General features: G+C 61.4%; 19 protein-coding genes, 2 tRNA genes and 1 other RNA gene. 17 read left to right on the forward strand and 5 right to left on the reverse strand.

The genetic code is table 11. The annotated features are described in order from the left end of the window. Positions 1-6: 6 nt before the first annotated feature. Genes modC through modA form a run of 3 tightly spaced genes read right to left on the reverse strand, consistent with a single transcriptional unit; the run spans position 7 to position 2,578 of the window. Positions 7-1,101: a molybdenum ABC transporter ATP-binding protein gene (modC, locus tag BLR80_RS04655; protein WP_092076760.1), complete on the reverse strand. Its 1,095-nt coding sequence runs from the start codon at positions 1,099-1,101 to the stop codon at positions 7-9. Further along, positions 1,098-1,787, reverse strand: a complete 690-nt coding sequence (gene modB, locus BLR80_RS04660; RefSeq protein WP_092076762.1) for a molybdate ABC transporter permease subunit — start codon at positions 1,785-1,787, stop codon at positions 1,098-1,100. Before modB ends, modC begins: the two co-directional genes overlap by 4 nt. Further along, positions 1,784-2,578, reverse strand: a complete 795-nt coding sequence (gene modA, locus BLR80_RS04665) for a molybdate ABC transporter substrate-binding protein (protein ID WP_171906312.1) — start codon at positions 2,576-2,578, stop codon at positions 1,784-1,786. The genes modB and modA overlap by 4 nt, the downstream gene beginning before the upstream one ends. A gap of 315 nt (positions 2,579-2,893) precedes the next feature. Here modA and BLR80_RS04670 point away from each other — a divergent pair. The 9 genes from BLR80_RS04670 to BLR80_RS04710 all read left to right on the forward strand — a co-directional run bounded on the left by BLR80_RS04670 (position 2,894) and on the right by BLR80_RS04710 (position 11,307). Beyond that, positions 2,894-2,981: transfer RNA gene (locus tag BLR80_RS04670), tRNA-Ser, on the forward strand. Between the two features lie 38 nt (positions 2,982-3,019). Beyond that, an RNA gene (gene ffs, locus BLR80_RS04675) (signal recognition particle sRNA small type) lies at positions 3,020-3,118 on the forward strand. 159 nt (positions 3,119-3,277) lie between these two features. Continuing rightward, a complete protein-coding gene (gene dnaX / locus BLR80_RS04680) occupies positions 3,278-5,032 on the forward strand; it encodes a DNA polymerase III subunit gamma/tau (RefSeq protein WP_092076971.1) in 1,755 nt (584 codons plus the stop codon). A 25-nt stretch (positions 5,033-5,057) separates the two neighbouring features. Further along, positions 5,058-5,372 (forward strand): YbaB/EbfC family nucleoid-associated protein, encoded by a 315-nt coding sequence (locus BLR80_RS04685; protein ID WP_092076766.1) that lies wholly within the window; start codon positions 5,058-5,060, stop codon positions 5,370-5,372. Between the two features lie 176 nt (positions 5,373-5,548). Beyond that, complete coding sequence (gene recR, locus BLR80_RS04690; RefSeq protein ID WP_092076768.1) at positions 5,549-6,148, forward strand: recombination mediator RecR; 600 nt, start codon at positions 5,549-5,551, stop codon at positions 6,146-6,148. 115 nt (positions 6,149-6,263) lie between these two features. Beyond that, on the forward strand, positions 6,264-9,839 hold the full coding sequence (gene nifJ / locus BLR80_RS04695; protein ID WP_092076769.1) for a pyruvate:ferredoxin (flavodoxin) oxidoreductase: 3,576 nt from the start codon (positions 6,264-6,266) through the stop codon (positions 9,837-9,839). A 190-nt stretch (positions 9,840-10,029) separates the two neighbouring features. After that, positions 10,030-10,527, forward strand: a complete 498-nt coding sequence (locus BLR80_RS04700; protein ID WP_092076771.1) for a roadblock/LC7 domain-containing protein — start codon at positions 10,030-10,032, stop codon at positions 10,525-10,527. A 13-nt stretch (positions 10,528-10,540) separates the two neighbouring features. Further along, complete coding sequence (locus BLR80_RS04705) at positions 10,541-11,131, forward strand: GTP-binding protein (RefSeq protein WP_092076773.1); 591 nt, start codon at positions 10,541-10,543, stop codon at positions 11,129-11,131. Positions 11,132-11,231: 100 nt separating this feature from the next. Continuing rightward, positions 11,232-11,307: transfer RNA gene (locus tag BLR80_RS04710), tRNA-Asn, on the forward strand. Between the two features lie 140 nt (positions 11,308-11,447). Here BLR80_RS04710 and nhaD read toward each other — a convergent pair. Further along, entirely contained in the window at positions 11,448-12,866 is a 1,419-nt protein-coding gene (nhaD, locus tag BLR80_RS04715) for a sodium:proton antiporter NhaD (protein WP_092076775.1), read from the reverse strand. A gap of 493 nt (positions 12,867-13,359) precedes the next feature. Here nhaD and pap point away from each other — a divergent pair, with 493 nt between their 5' ends. Next, complete coding sequence (gene pap, locus BLR80_RS04720; protein ID WP_092076777.1) at positions 13,360-14,883, forward strand: polyphosphate:AMP phosphotransferase; 1,524 nt, start codon at positions 13,360-13,362, stop codon at positions 14,881-14,883. 29 nt (positions 14,884-14,912) lie between these two features. Here pap and BLR80_RS04725 read toward each other — a convergent pair whose 3' ends face one another. Next, the gene (locus BLR80_RS04725) at positions 14,913-15,098 is read right to left on the reverse strand and encodes a hypothetical protein (protein WP_092076779.1); all 186 of its coding nucleotides are present in this window, start codon (positions 15,096-15,098) and stop codon (positions 14,913-14,915) included. A 162-nt stretch (positions 15,099-15,260) separates the two neighbouring features. Between BLR80_RS04725 and BLR80_RS04730 the strand changes: the two genes are divergently transcribed. From BLR80_RS04730 to BLR80_RS04760, 7 genes are all read left to right on the forward strand, one after another. After that, positions 15,261-15,764: a metal-dependent transcriptional regulator gene (locus tag BLR80_RS04730; RefSeq protein ID WP_216095170.1), complete on the forward strand. Its 504-nt coding sequence runs from the start codon at positions 15,261-15,263 to the stop codon at positions 15,762-15,764. A gap of 55 nt (positions 15,765-15,819) precedes the next feature. Continuing rightward, on the forward strand, positions 15,820-16,122 hold the full coding sequence (locus BLR80_RS04735) for a hypothetical protein (RefSeq protein WP_092076781.1): 303 nt from the start codon (positions 15,820-15,822) through the stop codon (positions 16,120-16,122). A gap of 222 nt (positions 16,123-16,344) precedes the next feature. Next, positions 16,345-16,581 (forward strand): FeoA family protein, encoded by a 237-nt coding sequence (locus tag BLR80_RS04740; protein ID WP_216095171.1) that lies wholly within the window; start codon positions 16,345-16,347, stop codon positions 16,579-16,581. Continuing rightward, positions 16,578-19,046: a ferrous iron transport protein B gene (gene feoB / locus BLR80_RS04745; protein ID WP_092076783.1), complete on the forward strand. Its 2,469-nt coding sequence runs from the start codon at positions 16,578-16,580 to the stop codon at positions 19,044-19,046. The genes BLR80_RS04740 and feoB overlap by 4 nt, the downstream gene beginning before the upstream one ends. A 15-nt stretch (positions 19,047-19,061) precedes the next feature. Then, entirely contained in the window at positions 19,062-19,382 is a 321-nt protein-coding gene (locus tag BLR80_RS04750; RefSeq protein WP_092076785.1) for a hypothetical protein, read from the forward strand. Between the two features lie 42 nt (positions 19,383-19,424). Further along, positions 19,425-20,228 carry a DUF4198 domain-containing protein gene (locus BLR80_RS04755; RefSeq protein WP_092076787.1) on the forward strand — a complete coding sequence of 268 codons (804 nt, stop codon included), beginning with the start codon at positions 19,425-19,427 and terminating at the stop codon, positions 20,226-20,228. Continuing rightward, a complete protein-coding gene (locus tag BLR80_RS04760) occupies positions 20,228-20,410 on the forward strand; it encodes a hypothetical protein (RefSeq protein ID WP_092076789.1) in 183 nt (60 codons plus the stop codon). Before BLR80_RS04755 ends, BLR80_RS04760 begins: the two co-directional genes overlap by 1 nt. Position 20,411 lies beyond the last annotated feature (1 nt).

Genomic DNA, 20,411 nt, shown 5'->3' on the forward strand with positions numbered 1-20,411 from the left:
TTCAGGTTACGCCGGCCAGTTGGTGTCGTCTGTGGCAGCGATCAGATCATGGAGCCGGCGAAAGGCCGAGGCCTTGATGGCGGCAGTCAGTTGCTGGCCCGGGCGCAGGTGCAATTCAGCGACGGCATCGTTGACCACCTGGGCAATCAGGCGCTGGCCGTCGCAGTCGAGTTCGACGCCAACCCGGTTGTCGACCTCAAACAGACGTTCGACGCGTCCGGCCAGCAGGTTGCGGGCGCTGCTGGCTTCGGGGTGACGTTTGAACAGGGTGATGTCCTTTGATGACAATCCGAACAGCGCCGCTGGCGCCGCGCTGCCGGCCAGCAGCGAGAAGTGATGGCGCCCCCAACGGTAACGGTACAGCCCCCTGTGGCTGTCCAGGCGTTCGAGGGACAGCAGATTGAGATAACCGTCAGGATGGCTGCCGAGCTGGCGGCGGGCCAGGGCATCGACCGGTCCCTGGCTGTGCAGCCGGCCCTGGCGCAATTCGACCACCTCGTCGGTCAGCAGGCGCATTTCGCCGAGGACGTGGCTGGTGAGCAGAACCGGTACGCCGATGCGGCCGAACAGCTGCTGCAGATAGGGCAGAATCTGATATTTGAGGGTATCGTCGAGGCCGCTGAGGGGTTCATCCAGCAGCAGCAGATCCGGGCAGGCCAGCAGGCTGCGGCCCAGGGCCAGCCGTTGGCGCTCGCCGCCGGAGAGCTGGCGGACACTGCGATCGAGCAGTGGGCCGAGTTGTAGCAGATCGACGAGCTGGCGGACTTCAAGCTGGCGCCGTTGGGGTGGCGTGCGGTGGTAACCGTAGAGCAGATTGCGGCGCGCACTCAGATGCGGAAACAGCAACCCCTGCTGGAATACCAGGCCGATGCGGCGTTGCTGCGGGCTTAGATCGATGCCGGCGGCGCTGTCAAACAGTACCCGGTCGTTGAGGCAGATGTGGCCGTGGTCGGGTCGGTGCAGGCCGGCCAGCAGCTGAAGCAGGCTGGATTTGCCGCTGCCAGACGGGCCGAACAGTCCGCTGCGGGGCTGATTGAGGCAGCAGGCCAGTTGCAGGCTGAAGGCACCCTGACGCTTTTCCACTTCCAGCTGCAGTTTCATGACCGGCTCCGTCGCTGCAACTGTTTGAGTAGAAAATCATTGAGCAGCAGTACCGCGAGTGCCAGCAGGGCCGCCAGCAGGCACAGACCGGCTGCCTGGGCTTCACCGCCGGGGACGCTGGTGTAATCGTAGATGGCCAGCGGAATGGTGCGGGTCAGGCCGGGAATGTTGCCGGCCACCAGAATGGTGGCGCCGAACTCGCCGAGACTGCGGGCGAACATCAGGCTGGCACCCGCCAGTAAGCCCCGGCCGGATAGCGGCAGAATCAGGGTTAGCAGCCGATCGGCGCTGCCCGCCCCGAGGGTGCGGGCGGCATCGAGCAGCAGGGGGTCAATGGCTTCCATCGCCAGCCGGACTGAACGTACCAGCAGAGGGAAGCCGACCACCAGCGAAGCCAGCACGGCAGCGCGCGGGGTGAACAGAATCTGCAAACCCAGCCGGTCGAGTCCGCGGCCGATCAGACTGTCGTGCCCTAGCAGCAGCAATAGCAGGTAACCCACGACCACGGGGGGCAGGACCAGCGGCAGACTGACCAGGGCATCAATCAGCGGCTTGCCCGGCAGGCGGCTGAAGGTCAGCAGGTAAGCCACCACAAAGCCGGCGGGTAGGGCCAGCAGGGTGGCGACCATCGCTACTTGCAGCGACAGTAAGGCTGCCTGGATGTCGGTCGGTGCCAGCAGGCTCATGGCTGACTGCCCGGCAGGCTGAGCGGATCGATAAAGCCCCGTTGCACCAGCAGGGCACGGGCGCTGGGGCTGGTGAGAAAGGCCAGCAACTGCCGTGCTGCGGGGTTGTCAGCGCCACGGCTGGTCAACGCCATGGGAAAGCGGATGGGGTCATGCAGCTGGGGTGGCACCCTCAGTAGCAGGCGGGCCTGGCGCGCCAGGCAGGCATCGCTGTGATAGACCAGGGCGGCATCCACCTCGCCGCGATCGGCATAGAGCAGGGCCTGTCGCACATCACTGGTCAGCAGCAGGCGGGGCTGCAGTTCGGTCAGTAGGCCCGCATTGCGCAGGGCCTGCTCGGCGTACTGGCCGGCGGGGACACTGCGGGGGTTGCCGATGGCGATGCGGCGGCAGCTGCGCAGCTCGTCCAGGCTGCGCAGCGGGGTATCGCGGCGCCCGACCACCACCAAGCTGTTGGCGGCGAACAGTACCACCGGTTCAGTAATGCGGTTGTGTAGCCGTAACTGCTCCATCCAGTCCATGTTGGCGCTGATGAACAGATCGACCGGCGCGCCCTGCAGGACTTGACGTGCCAGTACGCCCGAAGAAGCAAAGTTGGTCCGAATAGCGGTGTTGTTGACCGGATACTGGCGCAGCAGTTCTTCCAGCACGGAACGCATGCCGACGCCGGCGGACAGTTGCAGGTTGTTGCCGGCCAGGGCTGGGCAGGGGCCGCCGGTCAGGGCCAGGCAGAGGACATGGAACAGCAGCAAGAAACGGTACAGGGAGTCTAACGCGGTAAGACGGGGCATTGGGAGCCTCCTGACAGCATGGCATGCCTGAAACGAAAACAAGGAGGCTGCCATAGCCAGACGGCAGGGCCCGGCCGACAACGCTGGCGGAGGGAACCCTGGAATCTCCCTTTGGCGGGTTTCGCAGGCTGTTGAGTGGCCTGTGAAAACCCGGCAGGCGGGGGCTGAGACGGCCCGGCAGGGGCTTCTTCAACCGGCGATTATGGTGACACAGACTGGGGCCGCTGTCAAACACGGGGCCGGTTGGGCTGGCATGAAAGCAAGAAAAAAGCTTTACAGCCTCCGAGGGCCTCGTGTACTATCCACGGCCTGTGTGGAGAGGTGACCGAGAGGCCGAAGGTGCACGATTGGAAATCGTGTGTACCGCAAGGTACCGAGGGTTCGAATCCCTCCCTCTCCGCCATTACATTTTTGACGATTCTCTTTGCCGCCACAGGTGGCAGTCGGGTCCCGCGCAACGGGCGGTCGTGAACCCCGTCAGGCCCGGAAGGGAGCAGCGGTAACGGCGCAGCCGGTGTGCCGCGGGGGTGCCTGACTGCCACTTGTGGCGGCAAAGTTTTTCCGGGCGCCGCCCGTGCGGTACAGCAGGCAGCGCCTTTGTTTTTTTCAGCCTGCCTGTTTCGGCCGAACGTGCCGTTTGGCTGCCGCGGTTCCACGGACCCACCCCTGTCGCGCCTGTCTGACGAAGCGAGCTGTTGCATGTCTTATCTGGTTTTAGCACGCAAGTGGCGACCCCAGACCTTTGCCGATCTGGTTGGGCAGGAACATGTCGGCCGTACCCTGTCGAACGCCATCGCCTGTGGCCGTGTCCATCATGCCTTCCTGTTTACCGGCGCGCGCGGCGTGGGCAAGACGTCAGCGGCGCGCATTCTGGCCAAGGCGCTCAACTGTGTCGATGGCCCGGCGGCCGAACCCTGCAATCAGTGCGACATCTGCCGCGACATCACCACCGGCAACGCCGTCGACGTGCTCGAAATCGACGGCGCCTCCAACAACGGGGTCGACAATGTCCGCGAACTGCGCGAAACCCTGCGCTATCTGCCGGCCCGCTGTCGCTACCGCATCATCATCATCGACGAGGTGCACATGCTCTCCGGCAGTGCCTTCAACGCCCTGCTGAAAACCCTGGAAGAGCCGCCGGACCACGTCAAATTCATCTTTGCCACCACTGAACCGCACAAGATTCCCATTACCATTCTGTCGCGCTGCCAGCGCTTCGATTTTCGCAAGATTGCTGCAGCCAAGGTGGCCGCGCAACTGCGCCGAATTGTTGATGCCGAAGGGATTCACATCTCCGATCGTGCTCTGGCGCTGGTGACCCAGCGCGGCGAGGGCAGCATGCGGGACAGTCTGTCGACGCTGGATCAGGTGGTGGCTTTCTGCGGTGAGCAGGTGGAGGATGCCGATGTGACCAGCCTGCTTGGGCTGGTGGATCGCCGGCTGCTGTTTGATACCCTTGAAGGTTGTATCGGCCATCAGCCGGCACTGGTGCTGGAAACCATTCGCCGTGTCGATGAGGCTGGTTATGCCTTGCGCCCCTACTGTCAGCAGCTGGTTGAGCTGTGTCGGCAGCTCATTCTCTGTCCGCTGGTGGATGATCCGGCGCGGACACTGCAGCTGACAGCCGATGAGCTGGCCGAGTTGCGGACGCTGGCAGCTGGCGGGGCGCAGGAAGACTGGCAGCGGTTGCTCGATTTGCTGTTGCATTGCCAGAATCAGCTGGGGCACAGCAGCTTCCCGCGGGTGCAACTGGAAATGACGCTGGTGCGGGCCGCGACCCTGCCGCCGGCACGTGACGTGGCCAGTCTGTTACAGGCTCTGGAGCGCTTGCAGCTACAGGGTGCGACCGCTGCCCCGGTGGTTACGGTGCCGCGGCAGAAATCGCCAGCACCGGTTGCTGCCACAACAGCTGCGGCGCCGGTGGCTGACTCGTCGCCGGTGCCGGCCGCGGCGCGGTCCGAGGCGGCGGAGGCCGTAGCGGGGCCAGCGGCAGTGTCTGCCGCCGTTGAGCAGGATGTCGCCGTGTCGGTTGACGAGGCGGTGTCCGTGGCGGGAGACTGGAGCGCTTTTGTCGCCTTTGTTCAGCAGAAACGACCGCGGATTGGCGCCATTCTGGCGCAGGTGTCAGCGCTGGTTGACGGCCCGCCCGTGTTGCAGCTGGTGGCCTCTGCGGGCTCCTTTGTGCTGCAACAGCTCAGGGATGGTGAGACGCAGGAGGCTTTGCAGGAATTGGGGCTGGCGTTCTATGGCCAGAGGATTCAGGTAAAAGTTGAGGCTGCCAGTGGCGATGTTGTCCTGCCGCCATCCCTGCAGGAGGCGCGCCGTCAGGAGGAGACGGATCGCGAGCGACGCCTGCGGCAGGATGCCCTCGGTCATCCGCTGGTCCAGAAGGCGGTGGAGATTTTTTCCGGACAGGTTCTTGCGGTGAAGGCCACCGACAAGGGTTTTGTCTGATCAGACAAAAAGGAGAGACGGATTCATGGCAAAGGGATTGGGACAGATGATGAAGCAGGCGCAGCAGATGCAACAGAAGATGGCGCGCGTGCAACAGGAACTGGAACAGCGTGAGCTCGAAGCCAGCGCCGGTGGCGGCATGGTGACGGCGCGGGTCAACGGCAAGCAGCAGGTGCTGGCGCTGACCATTGATCCGTCTGTTGTTGATCCGCAGGATGTCGAAATGTTGCAGGATCTGGTGCTGGTGGCGATCAACGAGGCCATTCGCCAGAGTCAGCAGATGGTTCAGGAAGAGATGGGTAAGCTGACCGGTGGCCTGAGTATTCCCGGACTGTGCTGAATCTGCAGGCCTGACCTGTTGCCACCGCTGGCAGTTGTAAGCCATCATCGATCGCTTCGTTCGTTGGTGGCTTTGCTGTTTCACCCTTTATGGTTATTTATTTCAACTGAAAAAGCGTACACTGCAACTGAAAAAATAAAACGCTATTTTAAATAGTTTGGATTTTCGAGGCGTTCATGCTAGACTCCGTTCCCTGCCTGACCCGCTTGACAGCACAGCTACGGCGCTTTCCCGGCATCGGTGAAAAAACGGCCCAGCGGCTGGCTTTTTTTGTGCTGAAACAGCCACGGGCCCAGGTTGCCCAGCTGGCTCAGGCCCTGCTCGATGTGAAGGATAAGGTGGTGTTCTGTTCCCGCTGTTTTCACGTGACCGAGCAGGATCCCTGCCCGTTCTGCCGGGCGCCCGAGCGGGACGATGGCCTGCTGTGCGTGGTGGAACAGTCGCAGGATCTTCTGGCCATCGAGCGCGGCGGCGGGTATCGCGGCCGTTACCATGTGCTGCACGGTGTGCTTTCACCCCTTGACGGCGTTGGTCCGGCGGAACTGAATATCCCGCAACTGGTGCAGCGGGTAGAGCAGGGTGAGGTGCGGGAGCTGATCGTGGCGACCAATTTCACCATGGAAGGCGAAGCGACTGCGCTGTATCTGCGGCGTTTGCTGCAGCGGCCGGGACTGCGCCTGACCCGTCTGGCTCACGGTGTACCGACGGGCGGCAATCTGGAATATCTCGACGAAAGTACCCTCAGCGGGGCCATGGCACGCCGCTATGAACTCTGACCGGCCTCGCTGCCGGCTCTTTGTGCTGGTGCCGTGACCACCGCGCTGATCAGGACATCCGACAACGAATGGGTTATAAAGCCCGCTGTCTGACATCATCCAAAGGAGGAACACCATGTCGCGTAAGATGGTAAACATCGATGGCAACACCGCCGCGGCCCATGTCGCCCATGCGACCAACGAGGTTGTTGCGATCTACCCGATCACCCCGTCGTCAGTGATGGGCGAAATCTCCGACGCCAAAAGCGCCGCCGGCGAGACCAATATCTGGGGAACGGTTCCCAAGGTGGTCGAGATGCAGTCCGAAGGCGGCGCCGCCGGGGCCGTGCACGGTGCTCTGCAGGCAGGCGCCCTGACCACGACCTTTACGGCGTCGCAGGGTCTGCTGCTGATGATCCCGAACATGTACAAAATCGCCGGCGAGCTGACCTCGACGGTGTTCCACGTCTCGGCCCGTGCCATCTCGGCCCAGGCCCTGTCGATTTTCGGCGATCATTCCGACGTGATGTCCTGCCGCGCCTGTGGTTGGGCCATGCTGTGCTCCAACACGGTGCAGGAGGTCATGGATTTTGCCCTGCTGGCTCAGGCTGCTACCCTGCGCACCCGCATTCCGTTCCTGCACTACTTTGACGGCTTCCGCACCTCTCACGAAGTGCAGAAGGTTGAAGAACTGACCAAGCAAGACATGGCTGCCCTGATTGACGACGATCTGGTTCGTGCCCACAAAGCCCGCGCCCTGTCGCCGGATCATCCGGTGCTGCGTGGCACCGCCCAGAACCCCGACGTCTACTTCCAGGGCCGTGAGACCGTCACCAAGTTCTACGAGTCCGTGCCTGAAGTGCTCCAGGGCGAGATGGACAAGCTGGCCAAACTGGTCGGCCGCCAGTACAAGCTCGTCGACTACGTCGGCGCGCCCGACGCCGAAGATGTCGTCGTGATCATGGGCTCCGGTGCCGACACCGTTGAAGAGCTGGTCGAGTATCAGGTCGCCCAAGGCAAGAAGGTCGGTGTGCTCAAGGTCCGCCTGTTCCTGCCGTTCCCGCTCAAAGCCTTTGCCGAAGCCATGCCCGCCACCGTCAAGAACCTCACCGTTCTCGACCGCACCAAAGAGCCCGGCTCCCTGGGCGAGCCCCTGTACCAGCTGGTGCGCACCGCCATCGGCGAAGCCCTCGAAGCCGGTCTGGGCAACATCAAGACCTATCCCAAAGTGGTCGGCGGTCGTTACGGCCTCGGCTCCTTCGAATTCAGCCCCGCCATGGCTCAGGCCGTCTTCGACAACATGCAGGCCGCAGCGCCCAAGAACCACTTCGTCGTCGGTATTGAAGACGACGTTACCGGCAACAGCCTGCCCTTCGATCCGGCCTTCAGCGTGCCGTCCGACTGCTACGCCGCCATGTTCTACGGCCTCGGTTCCGACGGTACCGTCGGCGCCAACAAGAACTCCATCAAGATCATCGGCGAGACCACCGACAACAAGGTTCAGGCCTACTTCGTCTATGACTCGAAAAAAGCCGGCAGCATGACCACCAGCCACCTGCGTTTCGGCAAGCAGGCGATCAAGTCACCGTACCTGATTGACAAGGCCGACTTCGTGGCTTGCCACAATTTCTCCTTTTTGGAGAAATACGACATCCTCGTCAATGCCAAACAGGGCGGCACCTTCCTGCTCAACAGCCCCTACGGCAAGGATGAGGTGTGGGCGAATATCCCCAAAGAAGTCCAGCAGCAGATTGTGGACAAGAAGCTCAAGTTCTACGTCATCGACGGTGTTCGTCTGGGTGAGGAGATCGGCCTCGGTGCCCGCATCAACGTCATCATGCAGACCGCCTTCTTCAAGATCTCCAATATTATTCCACTTGATACCGCCGTGGCTGAAATCAAGGACGCCATCGTCAAGTCCTACGGCAAGGCCGGTGAGAAAGTGGTCAACATGAACATGCAGGCCGTCACCTGTGGTCTCGACGGCATCGAAGAAGTCACCCCGGGCCCCGTCGGCAGCGATCTGCGTGTCCACGGCGCCATTGAGGGCGAAGCTCCGGCCTTTGTCAAGCGCACCACGGCGACCATCATCGAAGGCAAGGGTCACACCCTGCCGATCTCGGCCATGCCCAGCGATGGCACCTTCCCGACCGGTACGGCCAAGTACGAAAAGCGCAACATTGCCGTCAATATCCCGGTATGGGACAAGGAGCTCTGTATCCAGTGTGGCATCTGCTCCTTTGTCTGCCCCCATGCCGCCATCCGCATGAAGGCCTACGATGCGGCCCTGCTTGACGGTGCTCCCGCGACCTTCAAGTCCACCGACGCCAACGGCAAAGAGCTGGCCGGCATGAAGTTCACCCTGCAGGTGGCTCCCGAGGACTGCACCGGCTGCGGTGCCTGCGTGCACAACTGCCCGGCCAAGAGCAAGGAAGACGAGAGCAAGAAAGCCATCAACATGACCTTCCAGGCCCCGCTGCGGACCAGCGAAGCCGCCAACTGGGAGTTCTTCCTGGGCCTGCCGGATACCGACGAGGATCGGTTCAAGCGTCAGACCCTCAAGGGCAGCCAGTTTTTGCCGCCGACCTTCGAGTTCTCCGGTGCCTGCGCCGGTTGCGGCGAGACGCCCTTCGTCAAGCTGCTGTCGCAGCTGTTTGGCGACCGTGCCCTGATCGCCAACGCCACCGGCTGCTCCTCCATCTACGGCGGCAACCTGCCCACCACCCCCTGGACCACCCGCAAGGACGGTCTGGGCCCGGCCTGGAGCAACTCGCTGTTCGAGGACAACGCCGAGTTCGGCTACGGTATGCGGTTGTCGGTGGACAAGTTCGGTGAGTATGCCCAGGAGCTGCTGGCCAAGGCCGCGACTCACCTGTGCAAGGCGGGATCGGAGTATGCCGGCCTGATTGAGGAGATTCAGCAGGCCGACCAGTCGACCCAGCAGGGCATCGAGGCCCAGCGCGCCCGTATCGCCAAACTCAAGGCGGGATTGGCGCAGTGCCCGGATAACGATTCCAAGCAGCTGCTGTCCGTGGCGGACTATCTGGTCAAGAAGTCGGTCTGGATTGTCGGTGGCGACGGCTGGGCTTATGACATTGGCTATGGTGGTCTCGACCACGTGCTTGCTTCCGGTGAGAATGTCAACGTGCTGGTTCTCGACACCGAGGTGTACTCCAATACCGGCGGTCAGGCCTCCAAGGCGACGCCGCTGGGCGCTGTGGCACAGTTTGCTGCCGGCGGCAAGCGTATGGGCAAGAAGGACCTGGGCATGATCTGCATGACCTATGGCAACATTTATGTCGCCAAGGTCTCCATGGCCAACCCGGCTCAATGCGTCAAGGCGTTCCTTGAAGCGGAATCCTATGATGGTCCGTCGATCATCATTGCTTACAGCCACTGCATTGCCCACGGTATCGATATGACCACCGCTGTTGATGAATGCAAGAAGGCGGTGAACTCGGGTCACTGGCCGCTGTACCGTTTCGACCCGCGTCTGACGGATCAGGGCAAGAATCCGCTGCAACTCGACAGCAAGGATCCGAGCATCAGCTTCGCCGATTATGCCTACGGTGAAAACCGTTTCCGTGTGTTGAAAAAAGCCCAGCCGGAAGTGGCCGAGCGCCTGATGAACCAGGCCAGCAAGGAAACGGCCGCCCGTTACGATCTGTACAAAAAACTGGCCGCGATGGATCCGGATTGCGGCACCAAGTAAGGCTCGTCCATCCATGATCTGACAACAAAAAACCCCGCCGTGCGGTTAACGGCGGGGTTTTTTGTTGTCACCTCACCAGGCTGTCAGCGGCAGGGGGGTGAATCCCTTGCCGATCCGGCTGGTGAATGCTATAACCGCAGCAGTACCCGGCCTTGTGGCCATAAGCGCTTCAGCCTGTGGGAGAAAACGCATGTTCGGCCCTCAAACCACCTTTGTTCTCTACGATGAAGAGGCTGCCAAGGTCAGTCAGATTCTGCAGCATCTGCTCCGGGCAGCCAATGCCAAGGCGATCTTTCTGGTCGATAAAAACGGTCAGATGATTGCGTCAAGCGGTGAGGTTGCCGGCATGGACACCACCAGTCTGGCGTCGTTGACAGCTGGCAATATCGCTACCACCGGCGGACTTGCCAAGCTGATCGGAGAGAAGGAATTTTCTATCCAGTTCCATGAGGGTGAAAAAGACAGTATTCATCTGTCCATCGTTGGCGGGCGGGTGATTCTGGTGGTGATCTTTGATCTGCGCAGTTCGCTCGGGCTGGTGCGGTTGCGGGTGAAGCGGGCCAGCGCCGAACTGGCGCGGCTGTTTGAAGACATCGGCCGCAAGAGCGAAAAGCGGCAAGGTGACGAGGCGGGGCTTAATCCCTTTGCCGAAATCACCGACGATGACATCGATAATCTGTTTCGCTAAAAGGGTTGCCGCCATGTCGTTTCTCAATTACGCCTCGCGCGAGATCAACTGCAAGATTGTCTATTACGGCCCGGGGCTCTGTGGCAAGACGACCAATCTGCAGCATGTCTATCAGAAAACCGCGCCGGAATCGAAGGGGAAGATGATCTCCCTGGCAACCGAAACCGAGCGCACCCTGTTCTTTGATTTTTTGCCGCTGGCGCTGGGCGAGGTGCGTGGCTTCAAAACGCGTTTTCACCTCTATACCGTCCCCGGTCAGGTGTTTTACGATGCTTCACGCAAGCTCATTCTCAAGGGAGTCGATGGCGTGGTCTTCGTCGCCGATTCACAGGAGGAGCGCCTTGATGCCAACATCGAAAGCCTGGAGAACCTCAAGGATAACCTGACCGAGCAGGGTTACGATCTTTACAGCCTGCCCTTTGTGATGCAGTACAACAAGCAGGACCTGCCCAATCTCTCGCCCCTTAGCGAACTGCGGAAGTATCTCAATCCGACAACTGTGCCCGAATTTCGGGCCTGTGCCATGAGCGGTGTGGGGGTGTTTGAGACCCTCAAGGCGATTGCCAAACTGGTACTGATGGATCTGAAACGGGGGGCGCGCTGACGTGCTGTCCGGGATGTCATTTTAGGGTAAGATAGGCTAAAAAAACCGTTGACAGGGCATGGGCCCTCGCGTATAGTCCGCACCTGTCGCAACGACATGATCCCCGGTAGCTCAGTCGGTAGAGCAGGTGGCTGTTAACCACCCTGTCGCTGGTTCGAGTCCGGCCCGGGGAGCCAAAGAAAACAAGGACTTACTGGCATGGCTGGTAAGTCCTTTTTTCGTATGGCAGCGCTGAACACACAAAAAAACGGAACCCTTCGAAGGGTTCCGTTTTTTTGTGTGTGAAACGAAGGGCCGATGAGGTCCAGAACGATATTTAATGGAAATACTTGGCGTTGACCAGCATGTGGACGGCGATGCTGGCGGCGTAGCCCAGTGCCACCGCCGGGGTATAGACCAGGTGACGGCCGAAGGTGTAGATGCCACGGGCGGTACCCATCAGGCCGACGCCGGCCGCCGAACCGATGGACAGCAGGCTGCCACCCACACCGGCCGTCAGGGTCACCAGCAGCCAGTGGCCATGCGACATGTGCGGCTCCATGGTCAGCACGGCAAACATCACCGGAATGTTGTCAACGATGGCGGAGAGAATGCCGATCATGACGTTGGCATTAAAGGCGCCCAGATCGTTGTAGAGAAACTGTGACGCCATGGCCAGATAACCGAACTGGCTCAGACCGCCGACACACATGATGACCCCGTAGAAGAACAGCAGCGTATCCCATTCGGCGCGGGCAATCTTGCGGAACAGATCGAAGCCCGGGCCGCCATGGCCTTCATTCTCAACCGGTTCCAGGTGTAGCGCCGGGTCCGCCATGTGGGCGGCGTGCTCACGCAGCTTGACGTAGTAGGAGAAAAAGCCGAGATAGCCCAGGCCCAGCATCATGCCGGCAGCCGGCGGCAAATGCAGAAAGTTGTGAAACGACACCGCCGTGACGATGGTCAGCAGGAACAGCAGCATAATGCGCTTGGCACCGAATTTCATGACCACGGCCTCGTCCAGTGCCTGGGGTTTTTCCCTGCTGATCAGGAAATTCATGATAAAGGCCGGCACCAGCCAGTTGACCAGCGACGGCAGGAACAGGGCGAAGAACTCGCCGAAGGATACCATGCCCTTTTGCCACACCATCAGGGTGGTGATGTCACCAAAGGGCGAGAAGGCGCCACCGGCATTGGCACCGACCACCACGTTGATGCAGGCCATGACGACAAAGCGCTGGTTGGAGCCGCCCACGGCCATCACCACGGCGCCCATCAGCAGGGCGGTGGTCAGGTTGTCAGCAATGGGCGAGATGAAGAAGGCCAGCAATCCGGTAAGCCAGAAAATGATCCGCAGCGAAAAGCCACGCGACACCAGCCAGGAGCGCAGGGCCTGAAAGATGTTACGCTCGTCCATGGCGTTGATGTAGGTCATGGCGACCAGCAGAAACAGAAACAACTCACCGTATTCCACCAGATTGTGCACAATCGCATCATGGGCAGCATCCGGCTCGCCCAGCGCCTTGAAGGTAATGGCGACCAGCACCCAGATGACCCCGGCAGCCAGCAGCACCGGCTTGCTTTTGCGCAGGTGCAGCTTCTCCTCCATAATCACCAGGGCATAGGCGCCGACGAACAGCACCAGCGCCAGAATGCCCAGACCGGTGCCGGTCAGGTCGCGCACGCTGGCGCCGCCGTCGTTGGCCAGAGCCGGCAGAGCCGTCAGGCTCAGCAGAAGTGTCAACAGTGTTTTCATGTGTTCCCCCGTTACATCGCTAAAATTGAATGAGAATAAAAACCTGGGCCGCTTGGGCGTTTCCGTGCGGCAGGTTGTGGCAGGACAGGTTTCATGACAAAGAGGGACGAATATCGGCGTGTTGCTGCCCCGCCGATCCGCTATGCTATGTTCAATAATTACAAAAATGGTAGAGAGGAAGCAGTGGAAGTGAAGCGCTGTCTGGCTTCGGCTGTGGCGGCCACCAGGTGGGCACCAAGGCTGGCCGACAGCAATCCGCTCCGGCCATTACACCTGGATCCGGGTTCTGTCAATGACAGATTTGATCTCGACAATTGGTCTTGTATTTTCGATAGCTTGGATCTTGCCAGATTGCTCTTGCCGTTCTGCCGGGCGAGGCCGCTGTGATGGTTGGCACACTGGTGCGAGGTCGTCAGTTGCGCCGGGCTGTGGTATGAGAAGGGAAACAAAGTCGTTGTGGCTATGACCTGTGGCTGCGAAGAGGGAGGACGGAATGTTTGAGGCCGTTGAATTGGGGCACCGTATTGGCGCCGGGCGTTACGCCCGCGAGTTGCCGCCCCTGCGGGCGGATCTGATCGCGGCCCAGCTGCAACTGATACGGACGCGGCCCTTTTCCGTGGTCATCATCCTGGCCGGCATGGATGGCGCCGGCAAGGGCGACAGTGTCAATGTGCTGAATGAATGGCTCGATCCGCGTCATGTCCAGACCTATGCCCCGGCCGAGAGCCTGGCCCGTGATGGCGACCGGCCGCCCATGTGGCGTTATTGGGGGGCTTTGCCGGCCAAGGGCGAGATTGCCATCTTCTTTGACGATCTTTACAGCGGGCCGATCCGGCAGCGGGTCTATGGCCACGTCGGCAACTCCGAGCTTGACCAGGCCCTGGAACGCAACCTGCGATTCGAGAAGATGCTGGTGGCCGAAGGGGTGCTGGTGCTGAAAATCTGGCTGCATCTGTCACGCAAGGACCAGAAAAAACGGTTTTGCCAGCTGGAACAGGCGGCGGCGACCCGCTGGCGCGTTACGGCCGAAGACTGGCATAATCATGAGCATTATCAGGACTTTCACCGGATAGCGGAGCGGGCCCTGCGTCAGACCAGTACGGCCGAGGCCCCCTGGACACTGATTGAGGGCAGTGACCGCCATTATCGCGAACTGACTCTGGGCCAGACGCTGTTGCAGGCCTTGCGTCAGCGACTGGAGGCAGGGGAGGCTCGCCACGTCGTCAATGTGACCGTGCCGCCCCGCTTGCCGCGCCTGGACGACCGCAATCTGTTGCGCGCCCTTGACCTCGGTCGTGATCTGGCAAAGGCCGATTACGATCGTCAGTTGGCACACTGGCAGGGCCGTCTCAGTCGTCTGAGCCGCAAAAAAGGCTTCGCCAGGCTGTCGCTGGTGGTGGTGTTCGAGGGCAACGACGCGGCAGGCAAGGGGGGTGCCATCCGCCGGGTTACCCGTGCCCTTGATGCCCGCCGTTACCGGGTTGTCCCTGTCGGCGCGCCCACCGATGAAGAGGCCGCGCGGCCCTATCTGTGGCGGTTCTGGCGTCAGCTGCCGACGCGCGGCCGGCTGGTTCTGTTTGACCGGTCCTGGTATGGCCGGGTGCTGGTGGAGCGGGTAGAGGGGCTCTGTGAGCCGGTCGACTGGCTGCGGGCCTATGGCGAGATCAATGATTTCGAGGAACAGCTGGTGCGCCACCAGTGCCTGGTGGTCAAGTTCTGGCTGGCCATCGATGCCGACGAACAGCTGCGCCGTTTTCGCCAACGTGAGGCCGTGCCCTTCAAACAGTTCAAGATCACGGCCGAGGACTGGCGCAACCGGGACAGGTGGCCTCTTTATGAAGAGGCCGTCTGCGACATGGTTGAGCGTACCAGCAGCGACATCGCGCCCTGGGTGCTGGTCGAGGCCAACAGCAAGCGCTACGCCCGCATCAAGATCCTCAAGACGCTGTGCCAGCGTATCGCCGCAGCTCTGCGCCAGCAACGCACGCCTGAGGCGCCGGCCCGATGGTCCAGCTGATTGCCTGTTGCCGGAGAAACCGGACCGGGTCAGTCGCGCTCACGGTGGTTTTTGTCCCGCAGCTGGCGCGCGGCGCGTTTTTTCGCCGCCTTTTTGCCCAGTTTGTCCGGTTTGCACAGATGGCCGGCTTTTTTCGACACGGCATCACAGCGCTCGCAGCAAAAACGGCCTTCCTTGCTTTTGTGCTCTGAATGTCCCTTCAGACAGCCTCCCATGGCCCGTCTCCTTTCCTCCCGCTACAGCGGTCCGGCGGCTTTGTCGCGGGTCGACAATTTCCCGCTTGACAGCCGCCGGCCAAATCGCTATTAGTTTGCCCGAAAGAAGTTAGATAGGCAAAACATTCTTTGCGCCTGTCGGCTGTTGAAGGGAAATGCGTGGTGACTGCCAGCAATCTGCCAGACGAAGACAAGCCCCTCACTGCGGTGATGGAAGACTACCTGGAGACCATCTTTGATCTCAGTCGCGAGAAGGGCGCTGTGCGCGTGCGTGACATTGCTCGCCGGCTGGCCGTCAAGATGCCCAGCGTGTCGAGCATGCTCAAAACCCTGGGCGAACGGGGTCTGGTGCATTACGAAAAGTACGAGCATGTGCAATTGACCCGCGCCGGTGCCGCTGTCGGCCGCGAGATGCGCCGGCGCCATGAGGCTGTGCGTCGCTTCCTGGTGCAGGTGCTGCAGGTTGAAGCGGTTACCGCCGACGAGGAGGCCTGTCGGGTTGAGCATGCCCTGAGCAGTGACACCCTGAACCGTCTGATTGATTTCATGGCCTTCATCGAGACCTGCCCGCGGACTGGCGCCGACTGGCTGGAGCAGTTTGAGCAGTATCGTCAGCAGGGCAAGCCGGCCCATTGTCCCGTGGGGCGTCCGGTGCAGAAGCACTGATTTTTTTTGCCGAAAAAGTTAGACAGATAAAACAAAAAAAGGAGAGACGAATCCCATGGCGCAGGAGCAGGAGAATCTGCTGGCCTTGCTGGACGCCAGTGCCCGGCGCTTGCAGCAGGGCATTGAACACCACTGTCAACTGACGGCCAGGTTGCAGGTGGTACCGCAACCCCCGGCCGCTGCTGCCGAATCGGCCGCCGACGTGGCAGCGGGTTCTGTCCGTGGTCGCGAGCAACTTCTGGAGCAGGCGGTATACGAGGCGATTGAGGTGCTGGAACAGAGCCGCCGGGCCTTCAAGTCGCGCCAGCTCGAACAGCTGCGCAAGAAGCTGACGCAGGTGCTGTTGCAGCGCAACTAGCAGATTACAGCAAAGATTTCTTAAGCTTTTCATGCTGTCAACACCGGCTGTGGCCGGTGTTGCAACAGGTCGAGGGAACGGTCTTACGGCCCCGTGCCGCCCGGCGGTGACGGTGGAAGTGAAGGCGCATCGCGGCCGCACACAGGTGCGGGGCTGTGATGCGCCTTTTTTGTGGCGGCAAGGACCGCCGGTGCGGAGCAATGCGCTCCACGGAGGAAGCCAGTGAAAAAATCTGTGACTCTCGATCAGATCGCACCCGGCGGCAGCTGCCGCATTGTCCGGCTGGTGGCCGGTGATCTGCTGGGCCAGCGGCTGCTGGATCTGGGCGCCTGCCCCGGCATGGCTCTGCGGGTGGTGCGAAATGCGCCACTGAAGGACCCGATGGAGGTTGAGCTCGATGGCTGCTTTGTCAGCCTGCGGCGGGCCGAAGCCCGGCTGGTGGAGGTCGAAAACGCATGAACGCGGCACTTATTGCCCTGGCCGGCCAACCCAATTGTGGCAAGTCGACCCTGTTCAATCTGCTGACCGGAGCCCGTCAGCATGTTGCCAACTATCCCGGGGTCACTGTCGACAAGATGACCGGCTGGCTGCGTTTGGGGGGAGAAACCCTTGAGGTGGTTGATCTGCCCGGAACCTATAGCCTGAGCGCCTTTTCGGCCGAGGAGCGGGTCAGCCGTGATTTCGTTCTGCAGCAGCGGCCGCAGGTGCTGGTCAATGTCATTGATGCCAGCAATCTGCGTCGCAGCCTTTATCTGACGTTGCAGCTGCTGGAGGTAACGCCGGCGTTGTTGGTCAATCTGAACATGATGGATGTCGCCCAACAACGCGGCATAGCACCCGATCCGCAACGCTTGAGTCAGCTGCTCGGAGTGCCGGTGGTGACCAGCTCCTGGCGCAGTGGCCGTGGCAAGGCCGAGCTGTTGCAGGCGGTGCAAGGCCTGATGGGGCAAGACCCGCCGTTGCGCACACGACCGGTGGATTACGGCCCGCTGGAGGGGGTGATCGCGGAACTGCTGCCGGCACTTGCGCTGTTGCCGCAAGCCGCTAGCGAGGGTTCCTCTGCGGCGTTGCACCGCTATCTGGCGTTGAAATTGCTGGAGGCTGATGAGCCCGTGGCGCGTCAGTTGGGCGCCACGCCGGCAGGTGCCGCGCTGGTGGCCCAGGCCCGGCAGCTGGCGGTTGCTTTCGAAACCGCTCAGGGCTGTTCCGTCGGCGAGCATCTGGCGCACTGCCGCTACCAGCGGGCGCAGCAGCTGGTCGATCTGTGCCAGCTGCGCCGGCCGGCACAGCGCTGCCTGTCCGACCGTGTCGATGACTTGGTTTGCCATCGTCTGATGGGGCCGCTGCTGCTGGTGGCCGTGATCTGGCTGCTGTACTACCTCTCCATTGTTCAGGGTTATCGACTGACCCAGTACACCTGGCCACTACTGGCCGGCTTGCGCAGCGTTATTGAGGGCCTCTTGCCGGCTCCTGGCTTCGTTGAGGTGCCGCTGACCCGCGCCTTCGTGCTCTGGTTCGTCGACAGCGTCAACGCCCTGCTCAACTACATTCCGGTGTTTTTCATTCTGTTCGGCCTGATCGCGCTGCTGGAAGACAGCGGCTACATGCCGCGCATGGCCTTCATCATGGACCGGCTGCTGCACCGATTCGGCCTGCATGGCCAATCCACACTGCCGCTGGTGCTTGGCGGCGTCTACGTGGGCGGCTGCGCTGTGCCGGCGGTGATGTCGTGCAAGGGCATTCCCGATGAACGGGCCCGTCTGGCCACCATTCTGACCATTCCGCTGCTCAACTGCCTGGCCAAGGTGCCGCTCTATGTGCTGTTGATCAACATCTATTTTGCCGCCCACAAAGGGGTGGCCATGTTCTTCATTGCCACCATCAGCTTTCTGCTGGTGCTGCCGATTGCCAAGCTGCTCAGTCTGACGGTACTGCGCCATAAGCCGGCAGCGCCCTTTGTCATGGAGATGCCGCCCTACCATTTGCCGACCCTGCGGGCGGTGCTGGGCCGGGCACTGGAGCGGGTCTGGTTGTTCGTGCGCAAGATTACCACCATTGTTGCAGCCGTGGCGGTGGTGCTGTTTGTGCTGTTGCAGTTCCCCGCTTTGGCGCCGGAGCGTCACCAGCACTACCAGAGCCGTCAGCAGCAGATGGAAAAGCGGTTTTACCGTGCGCTGACCGGCACGCCCTACGCCGCGGCCGTGCAGGAGCCGGGCAAAACCCTGGAGTTGGTGCTGCTGGCCGAAGGCTATGCCGCTGACCGTCTGCGGATGGGGGATGCCACCGCCGTGGCCGCTCTCAATGCGGCACTGCGCCAGCAGCAGCCCGTGCTGTTCGATTTGTTGCAGCCGGAAAATGCAGCAGCCAAAAAGGCCGCCCGTGCGTTGAAAAAACTGCTGAAGGAACGCAAGGCTCTGTTGCGCGATCTGCGGGCCGAACAGATCAACAACAGTCTGCTGGGCCAGTTGGGCCAGGCTCTGGAACCGCTCACCGCCGCCGCTGGTTTCAACTGGCGCGTCAATGTCGCCCTGTTGAGTGCCTTTGCCGCCAAGGAAAGCAGTGTCGCTACCCTTGGGGCGCTCTACCTGCCGCAGGAAGACAACGAAACCCTGGAACAGCGCATGGCGCAGGGGGAGGAAGGGTTTACCGCCCTGCATGCTCTGGCGTTGATGCTGTTCATGGTGCTCTATCCGCCCTGCCTGGCCACGGCCATGGCGGTGAAACTGCAGACCGGCAGCCTGGGCTGGATGCTGTTTTCCCTGGGCTATCCGATGGTGCTGGGTCTGCTGGTGGCCTCGCTGGTGTTCACCGGTGGCAGTCTGCTGGGGTTGACGGGCCTGCAGGCCATGATTGCCTTTTATCTGCTGGCGCTGCTGATCACCACGGTGGTCGGCCTGATTGGCAGATCTTCTCTGTCCTCTTAACGCAAGGAGAATCTCATGACCGTAAAAACCCTTTCCCTTCTGGCCGTGCTTCTGCTGGCGCTGACGGCCGCTACGGCTCTGGCCCATACGCCGCTGTGTTCCTGCTACGACAATGGTGATGGCACCATCACCTGCGAGGGCGGTTTTTCCGATGGCTCGTCGGCTTCAGGGGTGGCGGTTCGGGTCGAGGCCAGCGATGGCACGGTGCTGAAAGCCGGCCGCATGGATGCCGACAGTGAATTCCAGTTCGACAAGCCTGACAGCAGCTACCGGGTGCTGTTTGATGCCGGCCCCGGCCATGTCATCAGCATCGACGGCAGCAGTATTGTTGAATAAGGCCAGTTCCCGTTCGCTCATCCCCCTTCAAGGAGAATCCGCATGACCGTAAAACCATTGTTCTGCAGCCTGAGTCTGGCCCTGCTGCTGTCGGCGACTTCAGCGCTGGCCCATTTCCAGATGATCTACACCCCCGAATCGGCCCTGCCGCAGGCGCAGGAGATCCCGCTCAAACTGGTCTTCACCCACCCGTTTGAGGCCGGTCACACCATGGACATGGGCGTGCCGGAGGCCTTCTTTGTCGTGCGCAAGGGCAAGAAAACCGATCTGCTGCCCCAGCTTGAGCCGATGACCTGGCGCAGCCTGACCAACAGCGGCAAGGCCTATCAGGCCCAGGTCAAGCTGCGGGGCATGGGTGATAATGTTTTCTGCCTGGTGCCGGCGCCCTATCTGGAGCAGGAAGAAGATTGCTACATCCAGCAAATCACCAAGCTGATGGTCAACACGGGCGGCTTCCCGACCGACTGGGACGCGCCGGTTGGTCTGCCCGCCGAGATCGTCGCCCTCGATAAACCCTATGGTCTGTGGACCGGCAACCTGTTTCGCGGTCAGGTGCTACGCAATGGTCAGCCGGTGCCCCATGCCGAGATCGAGGTGGAATATCTCAATCATCAGCCGCAGTTGAGCGACAATGCCTTTGCCGCAGCGGCGGCGGTGGCGGCGCCGCAGGACGCCTTTGTCACCCAGACCATCCGTGCCAACGTCAACGGCGAATTCAGCTATGGCATTCCCCGCGCCGGCTGGTGGGGCTTCTGCGCCCTGGGCGTTGGATCGCAGACCGAACACAACGGCAAGGATTTGTCACAGGATGCCGTGATCTGGGTGCAGGCCCGCGACATGCGCTGATGCTGGTGACCCTGATGGAATACGGGTTTGTGGCGCTGGCGCTGGCCGTTGCAATAATTTATCTTTACCGCTATTTGTCCCGGCAGCTGCGCCCGGGCGGTTGCACTGACGGTCGTTCCAGCCGTTGCGGTTGTTGTGCCGCGGCCAAAGACTGCGGCCATTCGAACATCAAGGAGGCTTGAA

This window comes from Desulfuromonas thiophila, from assembly GCF_900101955.1.
Taxonomy (GTDB): domain Bacteria; phylum Desulfobacterota; class Desulfuromonadia; order Desulfuromonadales; family Desulfuromonadaceae; genus Pseudodesulfuromonas; species Pseudodesulfuromonas thiophila.

Coding starts and splice junctions, on each gene's coding strand:
- feoB (WP_092076783.1), top strand. CDS start 16,578: ATGAACGCGGCACTTATTGCCCTGGCCGGCCAACCCAATTGTGGCAAG.
- BLR80_RS04725 (WP_092076779.1), bottom strand. CDS start 15,098: ATGGGAGGCTGTCTGAAGGGACATTCAGAGCACAAAAGCAAGGAAGGC.
- BLR80_RS04735 (WP_092076781.1), top strand. CDS start 15,820: ATGGCGCAGGAGCAGGAGAATCTGCTGGCCTTGCTGGACGCCAGTGCC.
- recR (WP_092076768.1), top strand. CDS start 5,549: ATGCTAGACTCCGTTCCCTGCCTGACCCGCTTGACAGCACAGCTACGG.
- modB (WP_092076762.1), bottom strand. CDS start 1,787: ATGAGCCTGCTGGCACCGACCGACATCCAGGCAGCCTTACTGTCGCTG.
- nifJ (WP_092076769.1), top strand. CDS start 6,264: ATGTCGCGTAAGATGGTAAACATCGATGGCAACACCGCCGCGGCCCAT.
- nhaD (WP_092076775.1), bottom strand. CDS start 12,866: ATGAAAACACTGTTGACACTTCTGCTGAGCCTGACGGCTCTGCCGGCT.
- modA (WP_171906312.1), bottom strand. CDS start 2,578: ATGCCCCGTCTTACCGCGTTAGACTCCCTGTACCGTTTCTTGCTGCTG.
- dnaX (WP_092076971.1), top strand. CDS start 3,278: ATGTCTTATCTGGTTTTAGCACGCAAGTGGCGACCCCAGACCTTTGCC.
- BLR80_RS04700 (WP_092076771.1), top strand. CDS start 10,030: ATGTTCGGCCCTCAAACCACCTTTGTTCTCTACGATGAAGAGGCTGCC.
- BLR80_RS04750 (WP_092076785.1), top strand. CDS start 19,062: ATGACCGTAAAAACCCTTTCCCTTCTGGCCGTGCTTCTGCTGGCGCTG.
- BLR80_RS04705 (WP_092076773.1), top strand. CDS start 10,541: ATGTCGTTTCTCAATTACGCCTCGCGCGAGATCAACTGCAAGATTGTC.
- modC (WP_092076760.1), bottom strand. CDS start 1,101: ATGAAACTGCAGCTGGAAGTGGAAAAGCGTCAGGGTGCCTTCAGCCTG.
- BLR80_RS04760 (WP_092076789.1), top strand. CDS start 20,228: ATGCTGGTGACCCTGATGGAATACGGGTTTGTGGCGCTGGCGCTGGCC.
- BLR80_RS04685 (WP_092076766.1), top strand. CDS start 5,058: ATGGCAAAGGGATTGGGACAGATGATGAAGCAGGCGCAGCAGATGCAA.
- BLR80_RS04755 (WP_092076787.1), top strand. CDS start 19,425: ATGACCGTAAAACCATTGTTCTGCAGCCTGAGTCTGGCCCTGCTGCTG.
- pap (WP_092076777.1), top strand. CDS start 13,360: ATGTTTGAGGCCGTTGAATTGGGGCACCGTATTGGCGCCGGGCGTTAC.